The 23,899-nt window shown below is 54.4% G+C and carries 33 protein-coding genes and 4 pseudogenes; 2 read left to right on the top strand and 35 right to left on the bottom strand.

Features of this window, described 5'->3' with window-relative positions; translation table 11 throughout:
* Positions 1-11: 11 nt before the first annotated feature.
* The 35 genes and pseudogenes from E1B03_RS00760 to E1B03_RS00940 all read right to left on the bottom strand — a co-directional run bounded on the left by E1B03_RS00760 (position 12) and on the right by E1B03_RS00940 (position 21,815).
* Positions 12-833, bottom strand: coding sequence for a DUF932 domain-containing protein (locus E1B03_RS00760; protein ID WP_133085549.1), 822 nt, complete (start codon positions 831-833; stop codon positions 12-14).
* 11 nt (positions 834-844) lie between these two features.
* Positions 845-1,138, bottom strand: a complete 294-nt coding sequence (locus E1B03_RS00765) for a hypothetical protein (RefSeq protein WP_133085550.1) — start codon at positions 1,136-1,138, stop codon at positions 845-847.
* A gap of 797 nt (positions 1,139-1,935) precedes the next feature.
* Positions 1,936-2,055, bottom strand: coding sequence for a type I toxin-antitoxin system Hok family toxin (locus tag E1B03_RS00770; protein ID WP_223156217.1), 120 nt, complete (start codon positions 2,053-2,055; stop codon positions 1,936-1,938).
* Complete coding sequence (locus E1B03_RS26380) at positions 2,000-2,152, bottom strand: DUF5431 family protein (protein WP_246044106.1); 153 nt, start codon at positions 2,150-2,152, stop codon at positions 2,000-2,002. The genes E1B03_RS00770 and E1B03_RS26380 overlap by 56 nt, the downstream gene beginning before the upstream one ends.
* 299 nt (positions 2,153-2,451) lie before the next feature.
* The gene (locus tag E1B03_RS00780) at positions 2,452-3,021 is read right to left on the bottom strand and encodes a single-stranded DNA-binding protein (RefSeq protein ID WP_131334159.1); all 570 of its coding nucleotides are present in this window, start codon (positions 3,019-3,021) and stop codon (positions 2,452-2,454) included.
* Positions 3,022-3,894: 873 nt separating this feature from the next.
* Positions 3,895-4,221, bottom strand: coding sequence for a hypothetical protein (locus tag E1B03_RS00785; protein ID WP_131334165.1), 327 nt, complete (start codon positions 4,219-4,221; stop codon positions 3,895-3,897).
* 183 nt (positions 4,222-4,404) lie between these two features.
* On the bottom strand, positions 4,405-4,689 hold the full coding sequence (locus E1B03_RS00790; protein ID WP_131334166.1) for a hypothetical protein: 285 nt from the start codon (positions 4,687-4,689) through the stop codon (positions 4,405-4,407).
* A 33-nt stretch (positions 4,690-4,722) separates the two neighbouring features.
* Positions 4,723-5,031 carry a hypothetical protein gene (locus E1B03_RS00795; protein ID WP_131334167.1) on the bottom strand — a complete coding sequence of 103 codons (309 nt, stop codon included), beginning with the start codon at positions 5,029-5,031 and terminating at the stop codon, positions 4,723-4,725.
* 20 nt (positions 5,032-5,051) lie between these two features.
* On the bottom strand, positions 5,052-5,270 hold the full coding sequence (locus E1B03_RS00800; RefSeq protein ID WP_131334168.1) for a hypothetical protein: 219 nt from the start codon (positions 5,268-5,270) through the stop codon (positions 5,052-5,054).
* 781 nt (positions 5,271-6,051) lie between these two features.
* Positions 6,052-6,171 carry a type I toxin-antitoxin system Hok family toxin gene (locus E1B03_RS00805; RefSeq protein ID WP_223156217.1) on the bottom strand — a complete coding sequence of 40 codons (120 nt, stop codon included), beginning with the start codon at positions 6,169-6,171 and terminating at the stop codon, positions 6,052-6,054.
* On the bottom strand, positions 6,116-6,268 hold the full coding sequence (locus E1B03_RS26390; RefSeq protein ID WP_246044107.1) for a DUF5431 family protein: 153 nt from the start codon (positions 6,266-6,268) through the stop codon (positions 6,116-6,118). The genes E1B03_RS00805 and E1B03_RS26390 overlap by 56 nt, the downstream gene beginning before the upstream one ends.
* Positions 6,269-6,426: 158 nt before the next feature.
* Positions 6,427-6,753 (bottom strand): hypothetical protein, encoded by a 327-nt coding sequence (locus E1B03_RS00810; protein ID WP_057102321.1) that lies wholly within the window; start codon positions 6,751-6,753, stop codon positions 6,427-6,429.
* 2 nt (positions 6,754-6,755) lie between these two features.
* Positions 6,756-7,478 carry a plasmid SOS inhibition protein A gene (locus tag E1B03_RS00815; RefSeq protein ID WP_057064208.1) on the bottom strand — a complete coding sequence of 241 codons (723 nt, stop codon included), beginning with the start codon at positions 7,476-7,478 and terminating at the stop codon, positions 6,756-6,758.
* Complete coding sequence (gene psiB, locus E1B03_RS00820) at positions 7,475-7,909, bottom strand: conjugation system SOS inhibitor PsiB (protein ID WP_057064207.1); 435 nt, start codon at positions 7,907-7,909, stop codon at positions 7,475-7,477. The genes E1B03_RS00815 and psiB overlap by 4 nt, the downstream gene beginning before the upstream one ends.
* Before the next feature lie 35 nt (positions 7,910-7,944).
* On the bottom strand, positions 7,945-9,963 hold the full coding sequence (locus E1B03_RS00825; protein WP_133085552.1) for a ParB/RepB/Spo0J family partition protein: 2,019 nt from the start codon (positions 9,961-9,963) through the stop codon (positions 7,945-7,947).
* A 68-nt stretch (positions 9,964-10,031) separates the two neighbouring features.
* The gene (locus E1B03_RS00830) at positions 10,032-10,397 is read right to left on the bottom strand and encodes a hypothetical protein (protein WP_119173758.1); all 366 of its coding nucleotides are present in this window, start codon (positions 10,395-10,397) and stop codon (positions 10,032-10,034) included.
* Positions 10,398-10,441: 44 nt separating this feature from the next.
* Positions 10,442-10,717, bottom strand: a complete 276-nt coding sequence (locus E1B03_RS00835; RefSeq protein WP_057064204.1) for a hypothetical protein — start codon at positions 10,715-10,717, stop codon at positions 10,442-10,444.
* A gap of 750 nt (positions 10,718-11,467) precedes the next feature.
* Positions 11,468-11,650 (bottom strand): annotated as a pseudogene (locus tag E1B03_RS00845) (class I SAM-dependent methyltransferase); the annotation flags it as partial.
* Positions 11,650-12,021, bottom strand: a pseudogene (locus tag E1B03_RS00850) (DUF3560 domain-containing protein); the annotation flags it as partial. The pseudogenes E1B03_RS00845 and E1B03_RS00850, both read right to left, overlap by 1 nt.
* Positions 12,022-12,077: 56 nt before the next feature.
* Complete coding sequence (locus E1B03_RS00855) at positions 12,078-12,305, bottom strand: CCDC81 family HU domain 1-containing protein (RefSeq protein ID WP_057064200.1); 228 nt, start codon at positions 12,303-12,305, stop codon at positions 12,078-12,080.
* Between the two features lie 93 nt (positions 12,306-12,398).
* Positions 12,399-12,626, bottom strand: coding sequence for a hypothetical protein (locus E1B03_RS00860; RefSeq protein ID WP_057064199.1), 228 nt, complete (start codon positions 12,624-12,626; stop codon positions 12,399-12,401).
* A 664-nt stretch (positions 12,627-13,290) separates the two neighbouring features.
* Positions 13,291-13,645: pseudogene (locus E1B03_RS00865) on the bottom strand (DNA polymerase III subunit theta).
* A gap of 170 nt (positions 13,646-13,815) precedes the next feature.
* Positions 13,816-14,007, bottom strand: a complete 192-nt coding sequence (locus E1B03_RS00870) for a hypothetical protein (RefSeq protein WP_057064198.1) — start codon at positions 14,005-14,007, stop codon at positions 13,816-13,818.
* Positions 14,008-14,020: 13 nt separating this feature from the next.
* Positions 14,021-14,431 carry a hypothetical protein gene (locus tag E1B03_RS00875; RefSeq protein ID WP_057064197.1) on the bottom strand — a complete coding sequence of 137 codons (411 nt, stop codon included), beginning with the start codon at positions 14,429-14,431 and terminating at the stop codon, positions 14,021-14,023.
* Positions 14,432-14,475: 44 nt separating this feature from the next.
* Positions 14,476-14,946, bottom strand: coding sequence for a DUF1380 family protein (locus tag E1B03_RS00880; protein ID WP_246044108.1), 471 nt, complete (start codon positions 14,944-14,946; stop codon positions 14,476-14,478).
* An 18-nt stretch (positions 14,947-14,964) separates the two neighbouring features.
* Entirely contained in the window at positions 14,965-15,393 is a 429-nt protein-coding gene (locus E1B03_RS00885; RefSeq protein WP_133085518.1) for an antirestriction protein, read from the bottom strand.
* 398 nt (positions 15,394-15,791) lie between these two features.
* On the bottom strand, positions 15,792-16,571 hold the full coding sequence (locus E1B03_RS00895; RefSeq protein ID WP_133085519.1) for a hypothetical protein: 780 nt from the start codon (positions 16,569-16,571) through the stop codon (positions 15,792-15,794).
* A 52-nt stretch (positions 16,572-16,623) separates the two neighbouring features.
* Complete coding sequence (locus tag E1B03_RS00900; RefSeq protein WP_057064194.1) at positions 16,624-17,043, bottom strand: DUF1380 family protein; 420 nt, start codon at positions 17,041-17,043, stop codon at positions 16,624-16,626.
* Between the two features lie 44 nt (positions 17,044-17,087).
* On the bottom strand, positions 17,088-17,309 hold the full coding sequence (locus E1B03_RS00905) for a hypothetical protein (RefSeq protein ID WP_057064193.1): 222 nt from the start codon (positions 17,307-17,309) through the stop codon (positions 17,088-17,090).
* A complete protein-coding gene (locus E1B03_RS00910) occupies positions 17,309-17,989 on the bottom strand; it encodes a DNA methylase (protein WP_086529999.1) in 681 nt (226 codons plus the stop codon). Before E1B03_RS00910 ends, E1B03_RS00905 begins: the two co-directional genes overlap by 1 nt.
* Positions 17,990-18,365: 376 nt before the next feature.
* Positions 18,366-18,713 (bottom strand): hypothetical protein, encoded by a 348-nt coding sequence (locus E1B03_RS00915; protein ID WP_133085520.1) that lies wholly within the window; start codon positions 18,711-18,713, stop codon positions 18,366-18,368.
* Between the two features lie 32 nt (positions 18,714-18,745).
* On the bottom strand, positions 18,746-19,681 hold the full coding sequence (locus tag E1B03_RS00920) for a DUF1281 domain-containing protein (protein WP_133085521.1): 936 nt from the start codon (positions 19,679-19,681) through the stop codon (positions 18,746-18,748).
* 469 nt (positions 19,682-20,150) lie between these two features.
* Positions 20,151-20,480, bottom strand: coding sequence for a hypothetical protein (locus E1B03_RS00930; RefSeq protein WP_057064189.1), 330 nt, complete (start codon positions 20,478-20,480; stop codon positions 20,151-20,153).
* Position 20,481: 1 nt separating this feature from the next.
* A complete protein-coding gene (locus E1B03_RS00935) occupies positions 20,482-20,856 on the bottom strand; it encodes a plasmid partitioning/stability family protein (RefSeq protein WP_057064188.1) in 375 nt (124 codons plus the stop codon).
* A gap of 5 nt (positions 20,857-20,861) precedes the next feature.
* Positions 20,862-21,815: a plasmid segregation protein ParM gene (locus E1B03_RS00940; RefSeq protein WP_057064187.1), complete on the bottom strand. Its 954-nt coding sequence runs from the start codon at positions 21,813-21,815 to the stop codon at positions 20,862-20,864.
* 291 nt (positions 21,816-22,106) lie between these two features.
* Here E1B03_RS00940 and umuD point away from each other — a divergent pair, with 291 nt between their 5' ends.
* Both umuD and E1B03_RS00950 read left to right on the top strand, forming a co-directional pair.
* Positions 22,107-22,529, top strand: coding sequence for a translesion error-prone DNA polymerase V autoproteolytic subunit (umuD, locus tag E1B03_RS00945; protein ID WP_133085522.1), 423 nt, complete (start codon positions 22,107-22,109; stop codon positions 22,527-22,529).
* Positions 22,529-23,802, top strand: a pseudogene (locus tag E1B03_RS00950) (Y-family DNA polymerase). The gene umuD and the pseudogene E1B03_RS00950 overlap by 1 nt, the downstream one beginning before the upstream one ends.
* Positions 23,803-23,899 lie beyond the last annotated feature (97 nt).

Genomic DNA, 23,899 nt, shown 5'->3' on the forward strand with positions numbered 1-23,899 from the left:
GCGGCTATTATTCAAGCTTTAAGTCTTGCGAATTCCTCTGCCATTTTCCAGAGTGCCTGGTTAAGTTTTACATCACCATCAATACCAGTGACTTCTCTTGTTTTTGTTCTTTTTCCTTTTGCTGTCTTTCCTGAAATTCCGCCTTTGATGACGTTCTCCTGAATACGGTTAAATGTACTCCACAGATCCAAACCTCTGTCTTCCCAACGGCGAGCCTGTAATAACTGGTCAGGTGTCACAGGTGAATGAGTGCCATCATATTTATACTCAAGGGCTGCAACGCTTAACAAACGTTGCTCCGGCTCAGTCAACTGAATACCTTTCATGATATCAATATTTTCAATCACGGTATCGAACGTATCCATCACAGTGTATGCGCCTTCAATCACCTGTCCGACAATATCACCTTTATGCGGCACTCTAATTTCGCCAAAATCTTTCCACGCTACCAGACCATTGGTACAAATCTGGCGGAACATACCTGGAATCATTTTATAGCTACTGGAACCATCGTGACTGTTCAGCAAAATAATCTCTGGTACTTCTTTCCCCGCAATCTGATCATGGCGACGCAGACGTAATAAATGTTTTGTGAACTCACGCTTTTCAATATCGCGTGTACGGGACTGTGTTGCATAAAAAGGTTGAAAGCCTTCTTCACGAAGACGGTCCAGTATTTCAATAGTTGGAATATAGGTATAGCGTTCTGAACGTGAATCATGTTTTTCGGAAGAAAATGCACTGGGTACAATGCGCTGTAATTCATCATTAGTCAGCGGACGATTCTGACGAATAGAGGACGGTGCGCGATAACGATTAGCAAAACTGATCATAACATTCCCCTTTAGTTAATACTTACTGGCGTAATTGTGCGAAAGAAATTATCTACTGGTGCAGCAGCAGCTACCGGATAGCCGTCCAGGATCCAGACAGAGAGATAATCAATGCAGTTCTCATTGATTAATGACAACTCATAACTCCCGACTGGCGGTTCAAAAATCAGAGGTTGTAATTCCCCTTCCGTCGCAGCCATGACCCAGCAAAACAGATCAACGATTTGTTCAGCTGTGATTTCTGATTCACATCTTTCGGAAGATTCTTGAGCGGCGGTTTTGACGTTGACGTTTCGTGTGTGCATCCTGGTTTTCTCCTGTGGTGATGGTTTTCCATCTCCCTGGTGAGTTCTCTCGCGGCAAATGGCAAAGGAGCAACGGCTGACGAATGAACGCAGGGGCGTCACCGCAGGCCGCAGCGCAAGCGAGCCGACAGGCGAAGTGCGAACGGGCGAGGAACGGCGAAGCGTACCCTTGCGGGCAGGCGGATGACGGTGCTACAAGCAGCCCTCCGCGTGAGGACACACAGGGCGATGGCCTCACCGGATGAACAGGATGCACACACCCGACACGTCGGAACGGCGTGGCGGCATCAGAGCGACGGCATCGCCGGCGCGGTGGAGGCGGCGCGGCCGGCACGGGCGCAGCAAGCCGCAGGGGTTGACCTTCGCCATCAGACCCTAGCCGCATGGCCCGAAACCCGCAGGGGTTCGGCGGAGACTGGCAGGTGCGCAGCAGCTGCCCTGGCGGAGTGGGGCTCGACGACTGGACAGCGTCAGCTGGTCAGGAGCCGAAGGGGGCCATCAGTCTGTTATTACTGAGACCAGAGGAATAGAACAGAACCATGCAGACAGTAGATAAATGATCCGCAATCAGTAAATCACAATGGACAGGGCGGGAAGAGAGCGGGCGCGCCGCAGGCGCTGCCGCCCTGCCCCGTTCCCGGAGGGAACCGTCCTTCCTGGCTGTTCATGCTTGCGATCGCACCAGAAGAGGAAAAAGGGGCTGCCAGCGAACCGGCAACCCCTTCATAAAGGCGCTTCAGGCATAACCAAACCACCACAGCCCCTGATTGGCGGGGGTTTCCCCCCGCCGGGGTTAGCTACTTAGCGGATTCGTAAGCCATAAAAGCCGCCACCTCCCTGTTCGTGTCCCTGTAGCGGATTTCACAGAGTGATTTCCGGGTCAGGTAGGTAAATATCAGTAGCGTGAGACACACTATTAATACGCACCAGAACAGAGTGTTTCGTGGCAGTTTCATGGCCTTCTTCTCCTTGCCTTGCGGCATCTAAGAGGCTATTCTGTTGGTGTCTAGTCAAGCAGATCGCCTCGTGTGTTGGTTAATTTAATTAACTTCCTACGGGGCTTTCTTCTTTCTGCCACACAACATCTGAAACGTCATGAGGCAAAAAGCCTCAAGCGCCACCGCCATTATACCTCACCCCATACCAGACTGACCAGGCATCTTCCCTTTATCTCGCTGATTTTATGTGAAATATCGTGTTTTTTTTCGATATATAAATCTCGGATTTACCCAAAAAAAACTGCACCTTAATCAGTCGGGTATCCAACTTTTGGGGCGCAGTCCAGTTCAGGCGCAATTGAAATTATTCAAATCCTAGAACGGAATATCATCGTCGAAATCATACGGCGGTTCGGGCTGCGCTGGCGGCTGCTGAGGTACTGCTTCTGCGTTTTTTCCTTTTGCCGTTTTACTCTTTCCTTTTGCTGCCCTGCCCTCGCCTTTTGCGTCACCTTTTACCGCCGGAGATGGGGTCTCAGGTTCCGGCTGCGGCTGTCCACTAAACTGCTGACCGCCCTGCTGTGCCTGGCTGTCACGGCGACCGCCCAGCATCTGCATAGTGCCGCCCACATTAACAACGACCTCTGTGGTATATTTTTCCTGACCAGACTGATCGGTCCATTTGCGGGTACGCAGCTGGCCCTCGATGTAGACCTGGGCACCTTTACGCAGATACTCCGCTGCGATTTCCGCCAGTTTTCCGAACACGACAACACGGTGCCACTCGGTGTGTTCGCGTATCTCCCCGTCCTGCTTATCGCGCCATGTTTCAGACGTTGCCAGGGTAAGATTTGCCACCGCGCCCCCGTTGGGCATGTAACGCACTTCAGGGTCCTGCCCCAGATGACCGACCAGAATGACTTTGTTTACGCCACGTGCTGCCATGATAAATCTCCTTAATTCAGTGCCTTGCTTTTAAAAACCATCACCCGTTGAGTTTCGGGAGCCGCGGTGTTGACGTTTGCGGGAACCTGCTGCGCTGTTCCCCTGGTATTTAACTTCACCCGTTTGAGAACCTTCGCCGCAGGGGCGTAAACGAGCACGGGCGATGGCAGCTGTCCTGGGCGCGGTTTACCGCGTGCCATTTACCCTGGACGGCTGACAGCGTTTGTGCTTGTCTCAGCCCGGGCGAGAGGGGCTTAAACGGTGAAAAGGCACCAGAAGTGGATGAGAGCAGGGGCCCGCCGCAACGACGGGGCGCGGCACGCGAAACGGCGTTGCGCCTTACAGCCCGGCAGCCTTACCGCCGGGGTGCGAAAAGCGCAGGAAACGGCGCGCCAGGGGCGGCGTGACCGGAACGGTCGCAGCAAGCCTGCCTTTGACTTTCGCCATCAGACCCTAGCCGTATGGCCCGAAACCCGCAGGGGTTCGGCGGAGACTGGCAGATGCGCAGCAGCTGCCCTGGCGGAGTGGGGCTCGACGACTGGACAGCGCCAGCTGGTCAGGAGCCGAAGGGGGCCAGCACCCTGACATTTTAGATTTCAAAAAACACCGGGAAGCAGCTGCACATCAGGGAGACGTATAGCAGCAGTAGTGTCCGGGGTAAGGGTTAAAAGAAGACAGAAATACAGCCTGTTTCAGAGACACTCATCAGAATGTTTATGACGCGAAATGAAGGGTGTTGCGCGCCAGCGCAATCCCCTTCAGCGCCGCAGGCGCGCGGCTTTATTCTGCGCGGTGCCTGCCCCATCTGCATATCCCGTTAAGACAATAAGACAGCAGACATATTTCTGCCATCTTATTGAATTGTTATCCCTTTCAGTAAAGGCGTTCTTCTTTTTCCTGCTCAAAATGCATCAGTGCAGTTCGCAGGGATTCCCGCAGGTGTTTCTCTCCGGATGTATCTGGGTCAAATTGCTCACACAGGTGTAGCAGATCCCCCAGAAAATCTGTCAGAACCGTTCCCAGCGACTCACTGTCCCGATCCAGGCCAGTTTGTTTTGCAAACAACCACAGTGCAGCCGCTGCAAGTGAAGCATGGTCATCATTACTTCTGATTCGAACAGGGTAGTTTTCATTCTCCAGATTTTGGGCCATTACTTTCAGGACGGTAGCCGGGACATCGTACAGGGTGTGTTCAGTCATCGTCGTTCTCCTTAACTGCGACATCATTTTCTGTCGCAACGGTTCTTAAGTGGCCTGCTGGCCGTATCGTTGTACCAGAACGTGGTCACCGCAAACGATGGCCACCAAAACTGGCCATTTTTCAAAACGGGGCGAGAAGCTGTTCGTTTCCCGCCCGGAATGAATGGTTCGTACATGACTGCTTTAAATCGACAGTCCCATACGTTCTATCTTGCGCACGAACTGTTTGAAGTGTTCTGCTTCAGTTAAATGGATATGGCGAAACTGTGGATCCACGCCCTTACTGAGTGCATAAAAGTAACGACCTTTCATTTTTTCGGGAGAGTGTTTACGCAGCTTTTTCAACTCGGCAAGAGTATGGAACTCCATAACATCCCAATCTTCTGCCGCAGTTGCGTTATTTTCATTCTCTGCAACCAGAATAATGAGGGATGAAGCTGGTATGGCGCTGATGACTTGAGTAGCCATTTCTATTTCCTTTCTTTTTTGAAGTAACGGTATTCAGCCATGTAACGGGCAGCATTCACTTTCTTCGCTCTGGCAGAATTCACAGTTTTCTGTTTCATGGCATGATGCTGCGAACTGCACGCCCGCGTTCCATGCTTTCACCAGTTGAGGTTCGTCAGCAAACATGTGAGGAAGAGTGAATTCCCCCAGGCCGAAATCCTGATAGCCAGCCTGTTGAGCTTCAATAAGAGCATCAGTCTCTTCACTCCGGGCCTTAACCGGGTCGATAACTCTCATTACGCGAGCCATCCCCCACTGAATCCGAATATTCAGGCCACGAACTGGAGTCAAATCTCTGTTCATTGCATTTTTCCTTTAGCTGGTTAATTCACACCAAGACGGCGAAACATATCCGCAATAATGTTCCGGCGGGTGTATGACGCACCGGCTGCTTTAAGGTCAGCCAGGACATTAAATGCATAACTGGCATCCTGTCCGTGGAATGCCAGTACCTTTGCAGCAATCGGTTCCGGACATGTCCCTACACATCTTCCGGAAGATTCTTGAGCGGCGGTTTTGACGTTGACGTTTCGTGTGTGCATCCTGGTTTTCTCCTGTGGTGATGGTTTTCCATCTCCCTGGTGAGTTCTCTCGCGGCAAAGGGCAAAGGAGCAACGACGTCTAAGGAAGGAAAGGGGCGGAGACAAAAGTTTTTGCGGCCCCAGGCAAAAAGTTTTGGCGGAGTTTATATACCCCTTGGATGACGACACGGCGGTGCTACAAGCAGCCCTCCGCGTGAGGACACACAGGGCGATGGCCTCACCGGATGAACAGGATGCACACACCCGACACGTCGGAACGGCGTGGCGGTATCAGAGCGACGGCATCGCCGGCGCGGTGGAGGCGGCGCGGCCGGCACGGGCGCAGCAAGCCGCAGGGGTTGACCTTCGCCATCAGACCCTAGCCGCATGGCCCGAAACCCGCAGGGGTTCGGCGGAGACTGGCAGGTGCGCAGCAGCTGCCCTGGCGGAGTGGGGCTCGACGACTGGACAGCGTCAGCTGGTCAGGAGCCGAAGGGGGCCATCAGTCTGTTATTACTGAGACCAGAGGAATAGAACAGAACCATGCAGACAGTAGATAAATGATCCGCAATCAGTAAATCACAATGGACAGGGCGGGAAGAGAGCGGGCGCGCCGCAGGCGCTGCCGCCCTGCCCCGTTCCCGGAGGGAACCGTCCTTCCTGGCTGTTCATGCTTGCGATCGCACCAGAAGAGGAAAAAGGGGCTGCCAGCGAACCGGCAACCCCTTCATAAAGGCGCTTCAGGCATAACCAAACCACCACAGCCCCTGATTGGCGGGGGGTTTCCCCCCGCCGGGGTTAGCTACTTAGCGGATTCGTAAGCCATAAAAGCCGCCACCTCCCTGTTCGTGTCCCTGTAGCGGATTTCACAGAGTGATTTCCGGGTCAGGTAGGTAAATATCAGTAGCGTGAGACACACTATTAATACGCACCAGAACAGAGTGTTTCGTGGCAGTTTCATGGCCTTCTTCTCCTTGCCTTGCGGCATCTAAGAGGCTATCCTGATGTTGTCTAGGCATACAGGTGGCCTCGTGGGTTAATGAAAATTAACTACGGGGCTTTCTGCTTTTTGCCACACAACCCGGCAACAAACCACCTTCACGTCATGAGGCAAAAAGCCTCAAGCGCCACCGCCATTATACCGCACACCGTCACTGTCTGACCAGGTTTCCTGCTCTTATCGTGCTGATTTTCCGCGAAAATACTCCGGTCGGGTTTCCAGCTCCCGCTCGATAAGTTCATCAGCAAACAATGGCGCAATCCGGTTTACACGCCGCTCCAGATTTCGTCTGCGGGTGGCAGCTTTTCGTTCATCGCTCCAGCGTCTGATCTGTCTGTCATCCAGAAAATCGACGCATACGGCATACCCGGCCCCCGCCACCCACAAAGACATGACTGATTCAGGAGCCTGCTGTCCGGCATCCACTACTTCGGACACCAGTTCATGCGGCCCCGGACACGGCCTGTGTGGCAACTTCCACCGCAATGAATAGCGCCATTTCATAATCAGCTCCGGTCTGTCAGTTTGTTGGGAACCAGCCAGTTTTCTGCCTGACGCAGGGCATCCGGAGTTTCCTTCACAATACAGGTAATTTCATACATAACTTCGTACAGCGGTGCATTGCTGTAACGCGACCAGTCAAGTTCTTTCAGCGAAGTGAACCGCGTCTGCCAGCGCCAGAATGCAGATTCAAGCTCACGCGCGTCAAACTCGTCTGCCCAACGCCGGTACCAGATATTGACAGTTTCAGGTGACTGAAAATTCAGTTCAGTCACCGCCTGTCCGAGAAGGTTCTGACGCAATCGCCATGCATGGTCAACCTGGCGGGCTACCCTCCGCATTTTTCGTGTGAAGCTGATTTTCTCTCTGTGTAATCGTCTGTCTGTACGCGTGTGTATGACTTCAGGAAACAACTCGGCCTGTACATCGAGGTTCAGCGGCAGCGGGCAAGCTTCACCGCCTGTGGCGATCATCCTGTCCAGCGCCTCTTCAACCTGTTTCAGGGATACCAGCCGGTTCCGCGGCTCCCAGTTCAGTCCGGGGATCTGGCGTGCAACCGTAGCATTCAGTCGGCCGCATCCGGTCAGCAACCGGAGAAAAGCCCGGACATGTGGTAAGGCAGGTAACCGCGCACCACGTTCACGGGAAGTTTCCACGTTAATAATGGCCTGAAGTGCCGCCTGACGGGCAGGCTTCAGCGTAACAAGAGAGTGTGCTGACGGGATCATGCCACCACCTCCTTATTCAACAGGCTAACAACAGTTCGGGCTGAACAGCCAAACCGGCGCATACCAGCCACCTGGCTGACCAGCGCATTGATGCTTACGGGGTCGAGTTTCTCTCCCTGCCAGAGCGTGCGAACAACCAGACCTCCAGCTGACAGTAAAACAACAAGCCAGTACGGGGAAATGTCGCCGGGGCTACATACGCACAGATGATAATCATCACAACCATCAGCACTAAGACGGCACTGAACAGGGAAAAAACCACCAAACTCCATGCGGTACTCGGCGCAGATACACCAGTTCTGAGGTACAGCCAGCATACGGGTTACGGCATCACTGAGTTCATTGCGAGCATCCTCACCCTTCTGGCGGATATACTCCATATCGTAAGCGGTCAGGCTGTTAATTTTGTTCAGATCATAAATCATGGTCATGTCGTTCCCGCCGCCCGAAGGCGGCGGCCTCCGTCTTAAGCTGCGTGGTCTGTATGGTCAGTTTCTGTTAACTCAGTTTCATCCTGTTCAACAGGTTGAGTACGAACCATCCAGTCTGGTAACCAGCCTTTTACACTCAGTTCATCTGCGGCAGCGGCAGCAGCATCACGGCGTTTGAGCTTCACAACTTCCCGCGCTCTTTCCGCCATCCCTGCTTCTTCATAAGCCTTGCCGATCTGAGAAATTTTTAGTTTTCCGAAGTAGCTGGTCGCATCCGGCTGCCACCATTTGCGCAGGTCAAAGTCCAGAGCAGCTTCCAGCCCATCCAGTTCACTCCGCTCGGTACGGTTATACAGGCGTTCCTGAATACCGTTGATCCCATGTGCTGCGCAGAATCCCAGCAGGGCGCACACCTGTTCCGCAGACCATGACAGCAACCAGGTGAAATCCAGATGCCAGTTTTCCGGCAACGTCGCCTGAAATGCTTCACGCTGAACCTTAAGTGACAATAAAGCTTTGCCCTCATCACCGGACGGAGCCAGAGAGGCGAGCAGATACTGATTACTGGTGACTGAGGCTTTGAGGGGTTCACTACGCTGACCATAACTGCGTTCAAACAGACCGAGACACAGTGTCCATGTCAGCAGCGCCACAGACACGTCAGGACGTCCCGCCAGTTCAGCCTGTACCGCGAGAGTACGTTCAGCGGACATAGCTTTAACCAGCGTTGCCGGATATGCATCGGCAGGTGTTTCCGGCGTGGTGTAGGTGATTACATTGTTATCCTGCGTCTGTCGCGCCTCTCGTTCCTGTTCTTCCTGTGCGCGATCTTCGTCAGTCAGTTTGCGGATACCTGGCTGAACCTGAAAATTGCCGTTATCCCATGACACCCATACACCATGCTTCGCCCGAAATTCCGGCGTGGCCTCGCGGTATTTGGCCTCGATGCGGATATCATCAATCTGTTGCTGAAATTCGTACTGATCATCATAGGACGAGCAATCCTCGATGGCATTTTCAAGTTCATCGATACGGCGTTGTTCATCATCAGTCAGCACAGCCGCTGGCATGGCAAAGCGATACAGCTCTTTATCTTCGCCATGACCGCTGAGTTCCGTCATACGAAACTCAGCCCAACCCCAGCCCTGTTCCTGCCGGATACGCGCAGCCGTCACCGTCAGTTTTCCGGTGAGCAAAGATTTCACCAGCGCGGCATCAGCAAAAGTACTGTCTTTATCGCTAAACAGATCTGCGGTCAGATGACCTCCTGCTGCGAGGTAGGCTTCTTCACCGACAAAGACAAACATCGGATGGCTTATGGCCATTTTGTCATCTGTGGCCATTTTACGGAGAGTATGTACACTCGGAGTGCGATGTTGTTCGACAGCTTCTTTCCAGACCTGCTCCTGACGCTCGTGAGAATCAGCTAGGGTCAGAGCTTCACAATGCTCAAGGGTAATCTCATCCCGCGCCAGTGCATCCAGCAGGGATGGCGCAAGGTTCGCCAGTTTCAGACAGCGCTGAACATGGCGAGGTGCATATCCCAGCAGAGCGCCAATTTGTGAGGGGGTTCGCCCTTCTCGCTCAAGATTACGGAAGCCGACAATCTGCTCGGCAGGGTGCATAATTTTGTGTTTGCCATTCTCCGTCATGGAGGCAGCCACCGCGAGGTCCAGCGGAACGACTTTTACCGGAACAAACGGAAATTCAGCATCCACACTTCCCCGCACAACAAGAACACCCAATGCTCTGCGGCGACCTTCACCTGCCACAATCCCGATCGTTCCATCCGGCTGTTCGACGCCGACCAGATTCTGTAGGATCCCCACGGCAGCAATACTGTCAGCCAGTTCTTCCACTTCCTTGTCAGTATGCTTAATCAGACGCACATTCAGATCTGATGCAGACAAACGCGTATAAGCGATTTGCTGTACGGGGAGCACAGCTAAAAGCTGGCTCAGAGTCTGATCTGTAGCAGGAGCGGTTGTGGGTTCAGATTTCTTATTACGTCTGGATTTATTCGTTTTGCTTGCCTTAGTATTAGTGGCGACCATAATTTTTACCTCTCTAGTTTAAGTGATGGTCAGTCGTGACCGGATTGCCCTCCGGTCACGACATTCTTTCAGTTGGTTAGACGTTTCGGATGTTCAGCCAGCGCGGCAAAAGACGGATAAACGTCGAGCATTTTCATCATTGCCTGTGCGCTATCCAGCATTGCACTGTCTGATGGTGTTGCGCGGTTTCCGCAGACTGCGACCGTTGCCAGAACAGCCGCTTTCATGTCAGAAAAACGCTCATGCATACGGGTACTGAACAGGATGCGTTCCCCGTCAACCATGATTTGCCAGTTAGAACAATCATTGAAACGCGTGTCCACGTTATCGAACTCAACCACATGACTCTCTGTGGCCTGAATACGCAGCAACTTCACAATGTCAGGGCTTTTGCCCACATGGTTGGTGGTCAGAGCATTTTTCAGTTTCAGCATGATGTTCCCCTTTTGTTTGTTAAAAATGGCCAGTCAGCCATCATTCACTTCTGTTCGACGTAGCGCAGGTTTCGGTCCAGATCCGCAATAAAATCAGGCTCAAATGACCACGCCCGCCAGTTGAGTAAACCGTTTGTACGGATTTCCACCTGAACATCGCCATAGCGATCCACTTCAGCGATGGTGACCGTGACTCCCTTTTTGAGGTTTATTGAACCTGCCACGCGTTCACGAGCAACTGCTGCCAGATTTTGCCCTTCCCCCATCTTCCTGGAAGATTCTTGAGCGGCGGTTTTGACGTTGACGTTTCGTGTGTGCATCCTGGTTTTCTCCTGTGGTGATGGTTTTCCATCTCCCTGGTGAGTTCTCTCGCGGCAAATGGCAAAGGAGCAACGGCTGACGAATGAACGCAGGGGCGTCACCGCAGGCCGCAGCGCAAGCGAGCCGACAGGCGAAGTGCGAACGGGCGAGGAACGGCGAAGCGTACCCTTGCGGGCAGGCGGATGACGGTGCTACAAGCAGCCCTCCGCGTGAGGACACACAGGGCGATGGCCTCACCGGATGAACAGGATGCACACACCCGACACGTCGGAACGGCGTGGCGGCATCAGAGCGACGGCATCGCCGGCGCGGTGGAGGCGGCGCGGCCGGCACGGGCGCAGCAAGCCGCAGGGGTTGACCTTCGCCATCAGACCCTAGCCGCATGGCCCGAAACCCGCAGGGGTTCGGCGGAGACTGGCAGGTGCGCAGCAGCTGCCCTGGCGGAGTGGGGCTCGACGACTGGACAGCGCCAGCTGGTCAGGAGCCGAAGGGGGCCAGCGCCCTGGGTATTTAGTTTTTGAAAAAATAGGCTCAGTTGCTGATTCCCATCGGGAGAGGTAATAGCTACAGGAGCAAGGGGCAGAAGAAGACAGAAATACAGCCCGTTGCAAAGCCATTCATCAGAACGGCTATGACGCGAAATGAAGGGCGTTGCGCGTCAGCGCAATGCCTTTCAGCGCCGCAGGCGCGCGGCCTTTTCCGGCGCGGCCAGACGGGGGCATCCTCCCCCGCCCGGCTCACTGTGCCCGTCAGGTCTGAATTCTGAGCAGGACGGTTGAAACACCGGTATACGTGAATGTGCCACGCGGCAGCGGCTCCCAGACATCAGACAGGGGTTTCAGGATCTTCTGCTGGCGTGGCCCCTTCAGACAAACCGCCGTCAGTATTCCGCCGGATTCGAGCAGCGTTAAGGCGTACTGTATGTGACGGATACCTGCGCGAGCGTCTGCTCTGACTCCCCGGCGCGTTTTTCGCTGTAGCCGCTGAAACGGTCAGCGCGTTGTTCCTGACGGTCAAACAGGGTGTTGCCATCGTCTTCAATATCTCCGGCAAGAGACAGAAGCACGTCCTCACGGGCTGGCGTCCAGGCTGGCGCGACAAACAGCGCCTGTTTCGGTGCCCAGCGAAAACCCACGGCATGGATTTTCTGATAGGTTTCATCATCAAGGCGCTCTGCGGCATACAGGCGCAGCTTGTTGTCATCCGGGGAGTATGTCGCCCGGTACGACTGCGCGGGGGTGTCTTCAGACGCGGGCGGCGGGGTGATGCTGGCAGTCAGTGCCAGGGCGGTGGTCTGTGTCATGTGGGTTTCTCCTTCCTGTGGTTGCCGCCCCTCGCGGGGGCGGCTCACCTGATTAGTTACAGTCCGCGTTTCAGTTTCAGGGTGCGAAGCACCTGGCCGAACGCATCATTAGTCATCGCGGGAATATGCACCCCGCGCCTCTTGCAGATACGCCTGGCAATATGTCGCCCGAACGCTTTTAATTCGGGTTTAATCTCTGATGCGGATAGCTCGGCGCGCCTGATGCGCTTATGTTTGTGGGGCTTTACAGCTCCGGCGGAAGGTGAAACAATAGAAACGGTCATATAAAGTTAACTCCTTATGGTAGTTAATGAAGCCGTAAAAGCCGTTAGCGCGACTTTTACGACGTGGATAAAGCAGGGTTTACCCTGCTTTTTTCATGTCTGCGGGTTGCTGCCCGTCCCTTCTGCCTCCTTCTGTACTTTGTCCGTAATATCTTCGGGGTCGCCTAAAAACCAGCCGCAGACGGGTTGATAACGTTCGATAAATGCCCTGACAGCCCGCTTTCCGGTCACGGCGCGGATACGGGTAAACATCGGTATAACGCCCTGTGCATCGCGTCCACTGAACGCAATCTGATAAACACGCATCGCCTGAGCCTGCATTTTTCTTCCTCCTGGTTTTTAAAGAACATCACCCGTTGAGTTTCGGGAGCCGCGGTGTTGACGTTTGCGGGAACCTGCTGCGCTGTTCCCCTGGTATTTAACTTCACCCGTTTGAGAACCTTCGCCGCAGGGGCGTAAACGAGCACGGGCGATGGCAGCTGTCCTGGGCGCGGTTTACCGCGTGCCATTTACCCTGGACGGCTGACAGCGTTTGTGCTTGTCTCAGCCCGGGCGAGAGGGGCTTAAACGGTGAAAAGGCACCAGAAGTGGATGAGAGCAGGGGCCCGCCGCAACGACGGGGCGCGGCACGCGAAACGGCGTTGCGCCTTACAGCCCGGCAGCCTTACCGCCGGGGTGCGAAAAGCGCAGGAAACGGCGCGCCAGGGGGCGGCGTGACCGGAACGGTCGCAGCAAGCCTGCCTTTGACTTTCGCCATCAGACCCTAGCCGTATGGCCCGAAACCCGCAGGGGTTCGGCGGAGACTGGCAGGTGCGCAGCAGCTGCCCTGGCGGAGTGGGGCTCGACGACTGGACAGCGCCAGCTGGTCAGGAGCCGAAGGGGGCCAGCACCCTGACATTTTAGATTTCAAAAACACAGGGAAGCAGCAGAAGGAACAGGAACAGGAACAGGAACAGGAACAGGAACAGGAACAGGCAGTGTATTATCACCGGCAGGAAAAAAACCTCACACACTGGCCAGACAAAACTATCACCCGGCATGAGAAAAATCCGGCCAGCGACAGGCAGAATGCTTCAGGACTGACGCTACTTTTTAACCTCATCCTCTTTTCTGGCATATTCCGGGGCATTTTTGTCAGGCAGCTGCTCACTGAACTGACGGTAATAGTGCAACCGCCCCCAAAAATACGCTCTGAGATGTTCAGGCAGATCTCTGACCACCAGTTCAGCGACCACCGGCATAGCCAGCCTTTCTTTATACGCCACGCCTGAAGCGACCAGGTCAATGGCCACCTTATCCTGCTCTTCTTTCGATGTTGCGGCGAGATTAAATCCGGACATCATATACTCCGACAGAAAGGGAAACCGGCGGTAAGTGTACGCCATCTGAGTCAGGGGGGAAAAGGACGGGGAGCGGCGCGAAGCGCGGCGCGAGTCCTTCCTCCCGCAGGCGCCAGCCTGCAGGGTTTTTCGCGCGGGCTGACAGGCGGCATAACCGCCTGCCATCATGCTTACCTGCCCTTTCCTCCCTGTAAGATAAAGTGACCGCCGATGTACACGGCACACTGACAGGTCATGTACTCGCAGATTTCATCCACGACCTGCGCGGTTGTCAGTTCGCGCTGGTCGGCATCACGGCGGCGGGCATTAATCAGTGCTTTGTACTGGCGAAGAATTTCGCGGGTTTCCGGTTTAATATTCACGGCTCACTCCTTCTTATGCGTCGATCGCGGTCTGTAACTGGCGCATGGCGTCCAGTTCTTCAGCCACAAATGCATCTGCATTACCACCCCCTTCTTCTGCCACGGCGTACAACCGATTTAGTTCACTGCCTGCCAGTAACATTATTTTTTGCAATGCTCTGGCCGGAACGCTGACATCACGTATTGCGCGGCGCTCGTCCATCAGTTCTTCAGTGATGCCACGGACCATGCTCACATCGGCCCCCTGATCATACGTCGCATCCAGTCGCTGCATGACGCACGTAATATCGTCCTCGGACAAAGGCCATTCACTGGTCAACATGCGGATGTCCTCACGGGTAATACAGAGAACCAGCAATGCTTCATCGGATGACAGGTTATATTTCAGGAGATCGGTCATGATTTCTTTCACGGGTGCGTACATAGTTTTATCCTTTTAAAAAAGGGGCGGCATCGCCGCCCCGTCTGTTATTCAGCCGGACGCGGCGTAAACGGCACTGCCAGCAGGGTTTTGAGCATATCCAGCGCGGCGCATTCCTCGGCAGCCGTGTCCGCCCTCTGATAACGCAGAATGTTCATTCCGGCTTCCATCAGGGGCAACAGGACACGCAGCGCATCTTCGGGTACAGCAATCTGGCGCGATGCCCGCGCAGCGGAGATTTTGCTGAGTTCATCGGCGACAAATTCCAGTCCTAACCCGTACCGCCACACTCCGGCACTGCCTGCTTTACCGATGACGCGGAGCACATAAGACACATCGTCGTCCGTGGGGCTGTACTCCGCGCCCGCTTCCCGCACGTCCTCCGGCGTCCAGGTAATGACGGCAATTTTTTTGTTGTTTTCATGCTGTTTCAGCAAGGCAATACAGATTTCACTGACGGTTCCGTACATGGCATGTTTCTCTTTAATTGATGAATGGCGGTTACAGCGGGGCGGCATCGCCGCCCCGTCGGTTAATCAGTCGAGTGCGGCGTATATGGCGTTGCATTCAGGGTGAAAAACGATGTGATTCCAGAGCTGGGTATCACGCAGCATATACAGGTGTGTGAGTGCGGCGTTGCCACAGTCGTGATGCGTCCAGCAACGGCGGGTAATGGCAAGCGAGGTCAGAATAATTCCGGCGGCGTCGGCGCTGACGGTACGATCAAACCAGTTTTCACCGTTTACCATGTGAATCCGACCGCAGTCGGGCATCATGTACCCGCCGCCTTCCGGCAGACGGATGAAATGCCAGAACCCCCCGTTGTATTCGGGCATCCACTGTTTTGCCAGGGCATACACCTGTAATTCAGCCAGCATAAAATCGGTGCCGAACATGTACGGCAGGAAAGAAAGGCGGTCGGATTCTTCGACGTTAAGGGTGTGCTGACGTGTAGCTAACTGCATGGTAAACCTCCGTAATCACATATTCCGCAACACCGGGCGGTGCCGTGCATCCAGACCAGTCGGGCGATCGGTCGGGGATACAAGGGCGCAAGGGAAGCCGCAGCCTGACGCGCACGGCAGACGGGAGCTGAAGGGTGAGACCGTGAAACCTGAGCGGTCGAACGACCGGAAGATAACGGCTGACGTGAAGGAAGGACCGGGTGACCGCCGCGTGCACTTTACCCTTGTATCCCCGACAGCCCGACTACGATGGATGCACGGCACAGCCCGCACACGACACCGGACTGACAGAGTGGAAAACCACCAGGCCACGTCACGCAGGGACGGGGCCGCCATAAAAGCGGAGCCGGCGACATCCTTCAGGGTTGATTCAGGGGGCCTCCGCCCCCTGCTGTTCGCTACACTGGCCGGATTGCTGACAGGGCATTGCAGACAAGACTGATTTCTGCGCGCGCTTCTGCCATGACCTCATGTAACAGGGTTAAATCCATCCACCGGCGCGGAGGCTCCCCGGGAATACGCAGCACATCACACATCTGGCCACATGCCAGGATTTGATCCACTTTGTCACTGATAACAAAGAACTCCACGGCACTGTAACGCGCCCCTTTGTTCAGGATGGCATCGAGCACCACCGGTATCCTGTCGTCATCGTCGTCCAGCCAGCAGGGCAAATCGTTTTCCTTCACCACCAGACGGAAATTTCGGGTCTGCCGGTAAAACAGCGTTTCCCCGCGCGTGGTCAGCGCTGCCTGTATCCGGCGTGCATCTTCCCGAACCTGCCGGGAGATATCCCGCACAGCGCGGGACAGGCAGTCCGTTACCGCCTGAATCTCCGGCTCTGTCAGCCATTCCCCGGCCCTGGGAAAAGTTATCCGTGTCCCGTCCTCCGGAAGCTGCGGGTCGTCGGCATAACGGCTGCCGGACAAAATAATCTGTGCCTGTGTTCCGGTTATTTTTGTCATGGCACGTTGCAACGCGGCGGGTACGTCACCGACACAGAGCAAAGGCAGCAGGTGAACGATATCAACTGCATCCAGACGGACATAAATGCTTATCCATCCCGGTTTGTGCGGAGCACACTGTTCAACATCGGTATGGTCGGGCCATCCATAATCAGCAATCAAATCGCGCGCACGGCGCATCACAAGGGCGTTTAAGGTGGTGGTTTCCTGCATAATGGGTTCCTCTGAACGGGGTCAGTCCACGCCGCCGGGGCGGCGTGGGGATTCAGTTTTTCAGTAAGGCGCGCACTTTCGCCGTATCAGCCAGGCGGCGGGCAACGCTGTCTGGCACCGGATGGTTGTCATCCCGGGCGGTCCATTCCCTGTGCCATAACGCCTGTTCGGCGGTCATCAGCAGGGTTTCAAGCAGGTCAGCCGGCACCATCACCGCCGGAACGGCTTCTTTCACCTGATCAATCAGGTCCATCACCGCACAAGAAGGCACTCCAGAATCAAGGCGCTGGTCTTCCGGTATGGCATCTATACGCGCCAGCACCGCCTTTATGTCCTGTTCAGAAACGGCACATTCAATGCCGTCAGCCAGCCCTTCGATATCCGCTGGCGACCAGATAATCAGGGTCAGCGGGGTTTCTGCGGGATACTGCTCACTCAGCAACCGGCAGAGGGTTTCACAGGTTCCGTACATGTTTTTTCTCCGTTAATTCTGTGGGGCGGCAACGCCGCCCGTCGTCAGTCCTGAAAACTCTCGTCCAGCATGAGGATCTGATTGAATGCCTTATCCAGCAGTTCACTGGCACGGCGTAAACTTACCCCGGCGAGCCGCTCCGGCAGCCCGTCATGCCGGTAGTGATACTTTTCTTCCAGCACTTTCATGGTGGTTTTCAGGTCACATAAATTGTTTGCCAGCCCGGCAATATCGTGGCGCAGGGCCTCATGTCCGTCGTAGTTCATCACGCGGCCTCCGGATAAAAGACGTCGTTGGCGGCCGGGCGCTGCATGGCGCGCTGCACGGCTGACAGGCGGGTAATCCCGGCTTTGTGGTACTGCTCCATCAGCTCAATGCCGATATAACGGCGCCCAGCCTGGACGGCGGCCACACAGGTGGAGCCGGAACCGGCAAACGGATCGAGAACAATGGCGTTCGGGTGTGTGAAGCTCTCGATCAACGGTTGCAGGCTGGTAACAGGTTTTTCGGTCGGGTGGTGGCGGTTGCCGCTGTATTTCCAGCCCAGCACATCCGGTAACGGGTCCTGCGGCAGCGCCGGACGGCCTTTCGCCAGGATATAGGCGCATTCATGGCGATAGCCGACATAGGCCGATTTCGACGAGTAGGTTTTGGTGAAAACCAGATGCCCGACGACACTGAATCCGGCACTTTTCCACGCGGCCATGAAACGATCGACGCGGTTCCAGCCGTAGAAACTGACCGTCAGTGCGTCTTTTTTCAGGACGCGGTACATCTCATTGCAGGCGGGTTGCAGCCATTCATCAGTTTTGTCACCGGCAATACTGCGCCCGGAACGGTCACGGAACCCGACCAGATACGGGGGATCGGTGAGGATGAAATCAACGGCTCGATCCGGAAAGCCGGACATAATATCGACGCAGTTACCCAGGATAAAACGGGACATAGGGACACCTCGTGGTTACAGGGGGCATCCAGGAGGACGTCGGTACGACGTCCGTTCCCTGCTGCCCGGAGCCTGTACGCCGCGACCGGTAACGGGTCAAGCTGACCGTGGAATACCGCAGCCGTCAGTTTTTTCGACGGCAAGGATATGCCGCGAAAGCGGCTTGAAGGGCGCTCCTTAAAGTGCGAGTGGATGGCGTAAAATTACAGCGACGCCGGACAGGAGCGGAAAAACCGCCCGTCCCGTGTCGGCCCGGGCGCGGCACACTGGCTCCGGGCAGTGGATATCCCCGCGCCAGGCGCGGCATGGATGAGGAGCAGCGCGACATCATTATTCCTCCCTGAAGTACCGGGCAGTCACCCTGCCCGGTATTCCGTCAGCGGGTGATATCCCGCCAGTCATTCCCCCACTCGTCGCGCAGTACCGGCGCATCCGGCGCGCCGGTCACTGTCCACGCATCGAGGAACTTCAGGCCACGCAGGATGCTGTTCTCCACATCATCGAGCAGAACGATGCTGTTAAACCAGACCACGCCTGCGGCATATTCCCACCGATGCCGGTCATCCTCGCGTTGCAGCGATGGCCACCAGGTGCGTCCCATTTCCAGAACGCCCGCTTCGGCCTGCGCCAGGTCACTCGCGGAAACCAGGTAATACACCATCATTTCAGTGCCACCGACGTCGACACTCAGGCCAACAAGCCAGGTATTCAGATTTAATTCCATGTTATTCCGGGCGGTTTCCCGCCCGCCTCCGGTCAGCCGCCAAAGTGCGCCACGTTGTTGATAATCCACTCCGGGCCGGTTACGTCCGGGAAACTGTCCTCATCGTCCGGGTCAGCTTCGCCCCACTCCAGCTCGTCAGTGATGTACAAGTCCGTTTCGCCACTGACGTACCGGGCATAACCGCAGTAATTGCAGCCCTGCTCTGCAAACCAGTGCTCCACCTCCCCGCCATACCGCTGACTGAGTTCAGCCACAACGTCCTCGCCAACCGGACTCCAGGGGGTGTCAAAATCCACCGTCAGCGTGTTCTCTCCGGCGAAACAGATATTTGCCTCATAGCCAACTGGCCACTTGCAACCGTACCGGGTCAGATAGTGGTCATATGACGACGGGACACCCGTCAGCAAACCACCGTTAAAGCCGTTCACCTCGATATTCAGACGCGTCGGCAGGACATCACGCAAATCCACTGGCTCTGCGGCAAACAAATCATCACCAGCATCGCACAGGCTGTTCCACCATTCCTCCACCGGCGCAGGCCGGAAACTGTTTCCCCAGTCAAAAGATTTTTGCTTGTACAGCTGCAGGATGACTACCTGTTCCGGTTCACTGAGGGTAGCCCAGCGGGCATGCCCGATATGGCTGTCCAGCCAGCACTGATGCAGCTTCTGGCAGGTTTCCACATCCAGCACAGCTCCGGCCATAAACATCGCCAGCCAGTCGCTGTATGCCTGGACTGAAGGCCGGTTGTCTGCAGCCGCACCGTAAGAAACCAGTTGCGGATATGGCGCGTAATGTTGCTCTGTCAGGGGGCGCAGTATCCCCGCGCAGCCTGCAAGGAAAAGCTGAATACCTTCTTTTCTGGCGCGGTGATGCAGAGACAACTCACCTCCGGCAATCCACGTTTTGAGGGCATCACTGTTTTGAATACCACTGAACATCAGTCGGTTGGCACACCAGTTCGGCATGGGAAGCTCCTTACACAGTCAGGGTGGGCAGGAGGCATCACCGCGATACCGTTCCCTGCCGCACGCTGCCTGTTCGTCGCGTCCGGTAACGGGTCAACGCCGACCGTGGAATACCGCAGCCGTCAGTTGTTTCGACGGCCAGGATATGCCGCGAAAGCGGCTTGAAGGGCGCGCCTTAAACTGGCGAGGGCATGGCGTACAATCACAACGACGCCGGGCCTGAGCGATAAAGAAGCCCGTCCCGTGTCCGTCCGGGCGCGGCACACTGGCAGCGGGTGGCAGGCTGATTCCGGCAAGAAGAACATCAGTGAGGGAGCGAAAGAGAGTTGTTATGACACGAGCCCTGTCCACAGTTAAGGGAGGAAAAGTCTGTGGATAAGCTGGACACAGCACGCTGTATTACAGGTGCAATGCCCATATGAGGGGGTTGTATTTTTTTTGAGCAAAAACAGAGGATGGGAAATACTGACTATTTTGTCAGTCCCAGCTTTTTCATGTATTTAATGACGGATTCAGGTCGCCGCTGGTATTCACTGGCGAAACTCCCGACATCGAAACTTGATGAACCAGCCTGTTCAATAAGGTGCTGAATTTCAGCCTCTTCCCAGGGGCTACCATGTCGTGGACAGGTGTGCTTATAGCCAGCTCCGGGCGAAGACATCTTTATTAGACTGGATTGAATTTCAGACAGCGTCTGATGTTCAATATCCTCAATAAGCCCGAGCTCCTGTATCTCCCGGACGTTCTTCAGGAACTGGCGGATAAGCTTTCCATGTTCTCTGGCATCAACCACCGGCATTTTAGAATAACCCTTTTGCATTGCTGCGGGTTTCATCTTCAGCATTGGGGGTTTGAGAGGATAAATTAGTCTCAGTCCGTTCAGCTGGTACATTTTCCTTTATCCTGCCCTGTAAAAGCGCTTCGACTTCACGAGGGTAAACCGCTTTAAGCAGCTGCATCAGATCGTCAAACGATGTATTCCTGTTCAGTAACTCGCTGAACAGGAACGGAAGACGCTCATCCTGCTTTCCAAAAGCAAACCCTGTAAGCAGCGCGGCGCGCCATAAACGTCCCCTTTCCCCCTGGGGTGTTTCATCTGTTTTCTGGCAGACAAAACGGTCCGCTTCGTTGGTTTCAGGATTCAGGTAAAACGTGATTTTGCGTCGCGTATCCATTGTTTTTATCCAATAAGGTACATGCCGTTAACGAGATCAAATTGGGATGAACGAGTTTTATAAAAGCGTTCTTCCCTGACCCCACAGTGTTTCTTCACATGATCGGCGATCAATTCAGCACCTCCGCCGATAACCATTACATGGGAGTATCCCTCAAAGCGGTTGATGGCTTCAATAACCCTGTTAACAAGTCGGTGGTGAGCGTTCTCAATCGCTTCACGAACCAGTTCAATTCGTGACGTGTCATTGATACGTGATGAGAGATAAGAAGCATCGTTACGATGAATGATAATATCGTCAGCCAGATAGCTACTCCCTTTGGTTCTTGCCACGGACAGCGCCTCTTTTACCGCACCGGTGATCAAGGATACACCGAGGGTTGAATCACCATAAATACGCGAAATCCCTCGCATTTTCCCCATAACCTGAGAAATATCAAGCGTGGTTCCCCCCAGATCAACAATCAGGAGTGAATCCAGTTCGTTAAGATTTTTTACCACCTCAAAACCTGCTGGGATGGACTCGGGCATAACCTCGACATGCTTAATGGTGAAAGTCTTGCCACCATTAAGTTCGACCGGTCGCAGCAGATTCGCTTTTTTACGTTCAATGTTTGCCTTATTAGGCTGGTTATTTTTATCGTAATACTCAGATAAAGGCAGGCTCACTACCACATCGACTTCACAAGGTTCGATCCCGCTGTTAAGCAACGCATGGTGAACGGCAACAACATTCACATCGCTGTATTGCCAGGCGACGTTCGTGGTAACCACAGCATCAGGGCTGATAGGATCAAAAGAGTATTGCTCACCATTCAACATATAGTTGAACGCTTGTTGTCCACCAAATGCAACAGCCCATTCACGCTTAAAGCTGTTAGGGCTGATTGACTGCCTGACCTCATCATCCTTCCACTGAAGTTTGATATTAGTTGATCCGTCATCGATATAAATTTTCATTGAATGTCACCTGGGTAGTTGAAAACGCCTTAGAGAACAAAAAGAGATGTATTAGAGAACTATTGGTGAATTATACATAAACAACAGCCCCTATCAATAAGAAAAGAACACTGATTGAGATAAATTAGAGAACAATTTATGCAAGTAAAGAGATGTCGAATCTGACGCTGAGCAAAGAAATATTCATCGCGAATACAACATGATGAAGCCGTCGGCATACAGAACACTTGCGAAAAAGAAAAAAGAAGAAATAATACTGTATATAAAAACAGGTATTTTAAGAGGTATGCCGTGTTACTTTTTCTTGCTCCCGAACAGGAGCCGGTGCAGTCCACTGCTCCGCTGTTCACCGAACGTTGCCCGGCGGGTTTTCCGTCGCCAGCCGCCGATTACACGGAGGAGGAACTTGACCTGAATGCCTATTGTATCCGGCGTCCGGCTGCAACTTTCTTCGTCAGGGCTATCGGGGATTCGATGCGGGATATGGGTCTGCATTCCGGCGATTTAATGGTTGTCGACAAAGCTGAGAAACCCATGCAGGGGGATATTGTCATCGCGGAAACAGATGGCGAGTTCACCGTTAAGCGCCTGCAGCTGAAGCCCCGTATCGCCCTGCTGCCGATGAATCCAACCTACCCCACGCTTTATCCGGAAGAACTGCAGATTTTCGGGGTGGTGACGGCTTTTATACACAAAACCCGGAGCACAGACTGATGTTTGCTTTGGCTGACGTTAACAGTTTTTACGCGAGCTGCGAGAAAGTATTTCGTCCCGATTTGCGTGACAGGCCTGTGGTGGTTCTGAGTAACAACGATGGTTGTGTAATCGCGCGCAGCGCTGAAGCGAAACGGCTGGGCATAAAAATGGGAGTGCCGTGGTTTCAGCTGAAGTCGGTAAAATTTCCGGAGCCGGTCATCGCGTTCTCCAGTAATTACGCCCTCTACGCCTCCATGTCGAACAGGGTCATGGTTCATCTGGAAGCGCTGGCGCCACGCGTTGAGCAGTACTCCATTGACGAGATGTTCCTGGATATTCGCGGTATTGACAGCTGCATCGATTTCGAGGATTTCGGCCGGCAGCTGCGTGAGCACGTTCGTTCCGGCACGGGGCTGACCATCGGCGTCGGAATGGGACCTACGAAAACCCTGGCGAAGTCAGCACAATGGGCTTCCAAAGAGTGGCCACAATTTGGCGGCGTACTGGCGTTAACGCCGGGTAATCCCCGCCGTACAGAAAAACTGCTGTCACTGCAGCCGGTGGAGGAAATCTGGGGGTGGGTCGCAGGATCTCAAAGAAGCTGAACACAATGGGGATCACCACAGCACTGCAGCTGGCCCGCGCGAATCCAACGTTCATCAGGAAAAATTTTAATGTGGTTCTGGAGAGAACGGTCCGGGAACTCAATGGAGAAAGCTGTATTTCACTGGAGGAAGCACCGTCCCCCAAACAGCAGATAGTCTGCAGCCGGAGCTTTGGTGAACGTGTCACGACTTATGAGGCGATGCGGCAGGCAGTCTGTCAGCACGCTGAACGTGCCGCCGAAAAGCTGCGCGGCGAGCGTCAATTCTGCAGGCATATTGCCGTGTTCTTGAAAACATCGCCGTTTACCGTAAATGAACCCTACTACGGTAATCTGGCCAGTGAAAAATTGCTCATCCCCACGCAGGATACACGGGACATCATAGCCGCAGCAGTGAAAGCACTGGACAGGATCTGGGTGGATGGTCACCGCTATGCAAAGGCGGGCTGTATGCTCAACGATTTCACTCCAACCGGGGTTTCTCAGCTCAATTTGTTTGATGAAGTGCAGCCGCGGGAACAGAGCACGCAACTGATGAAAACCCTGGATGGTATTAACCATTCAGGACTCGGGAAAATATGGTTTGCTGGGCGTGGGATTGCACCTGAATGGCAAATGAAGCGTGACATGCTTTCCCCCGCGTACACTACTCGTTGGAAAGAAATACCCGTTGCGAGGATTGGATAAAGCCGTTTTTAGAAAGGAGGCAGTGCTCGCCGCAGCCGAGCGACCGGGCATCGCCCGCGAGTGAGCGAGGAAGCACCAGGGAAAGGTACCAGCATGT

It is taken from the genome of Citrobacter arsenatis, assembly GCF_004353845.1.
Classification (GTDB): Bacteria; Pseudomonadota; Gammaproteobacteria; order Enterobacterales; family Enterobacteriaceae; genus Citrobacter; species Citrobacter arsenatis.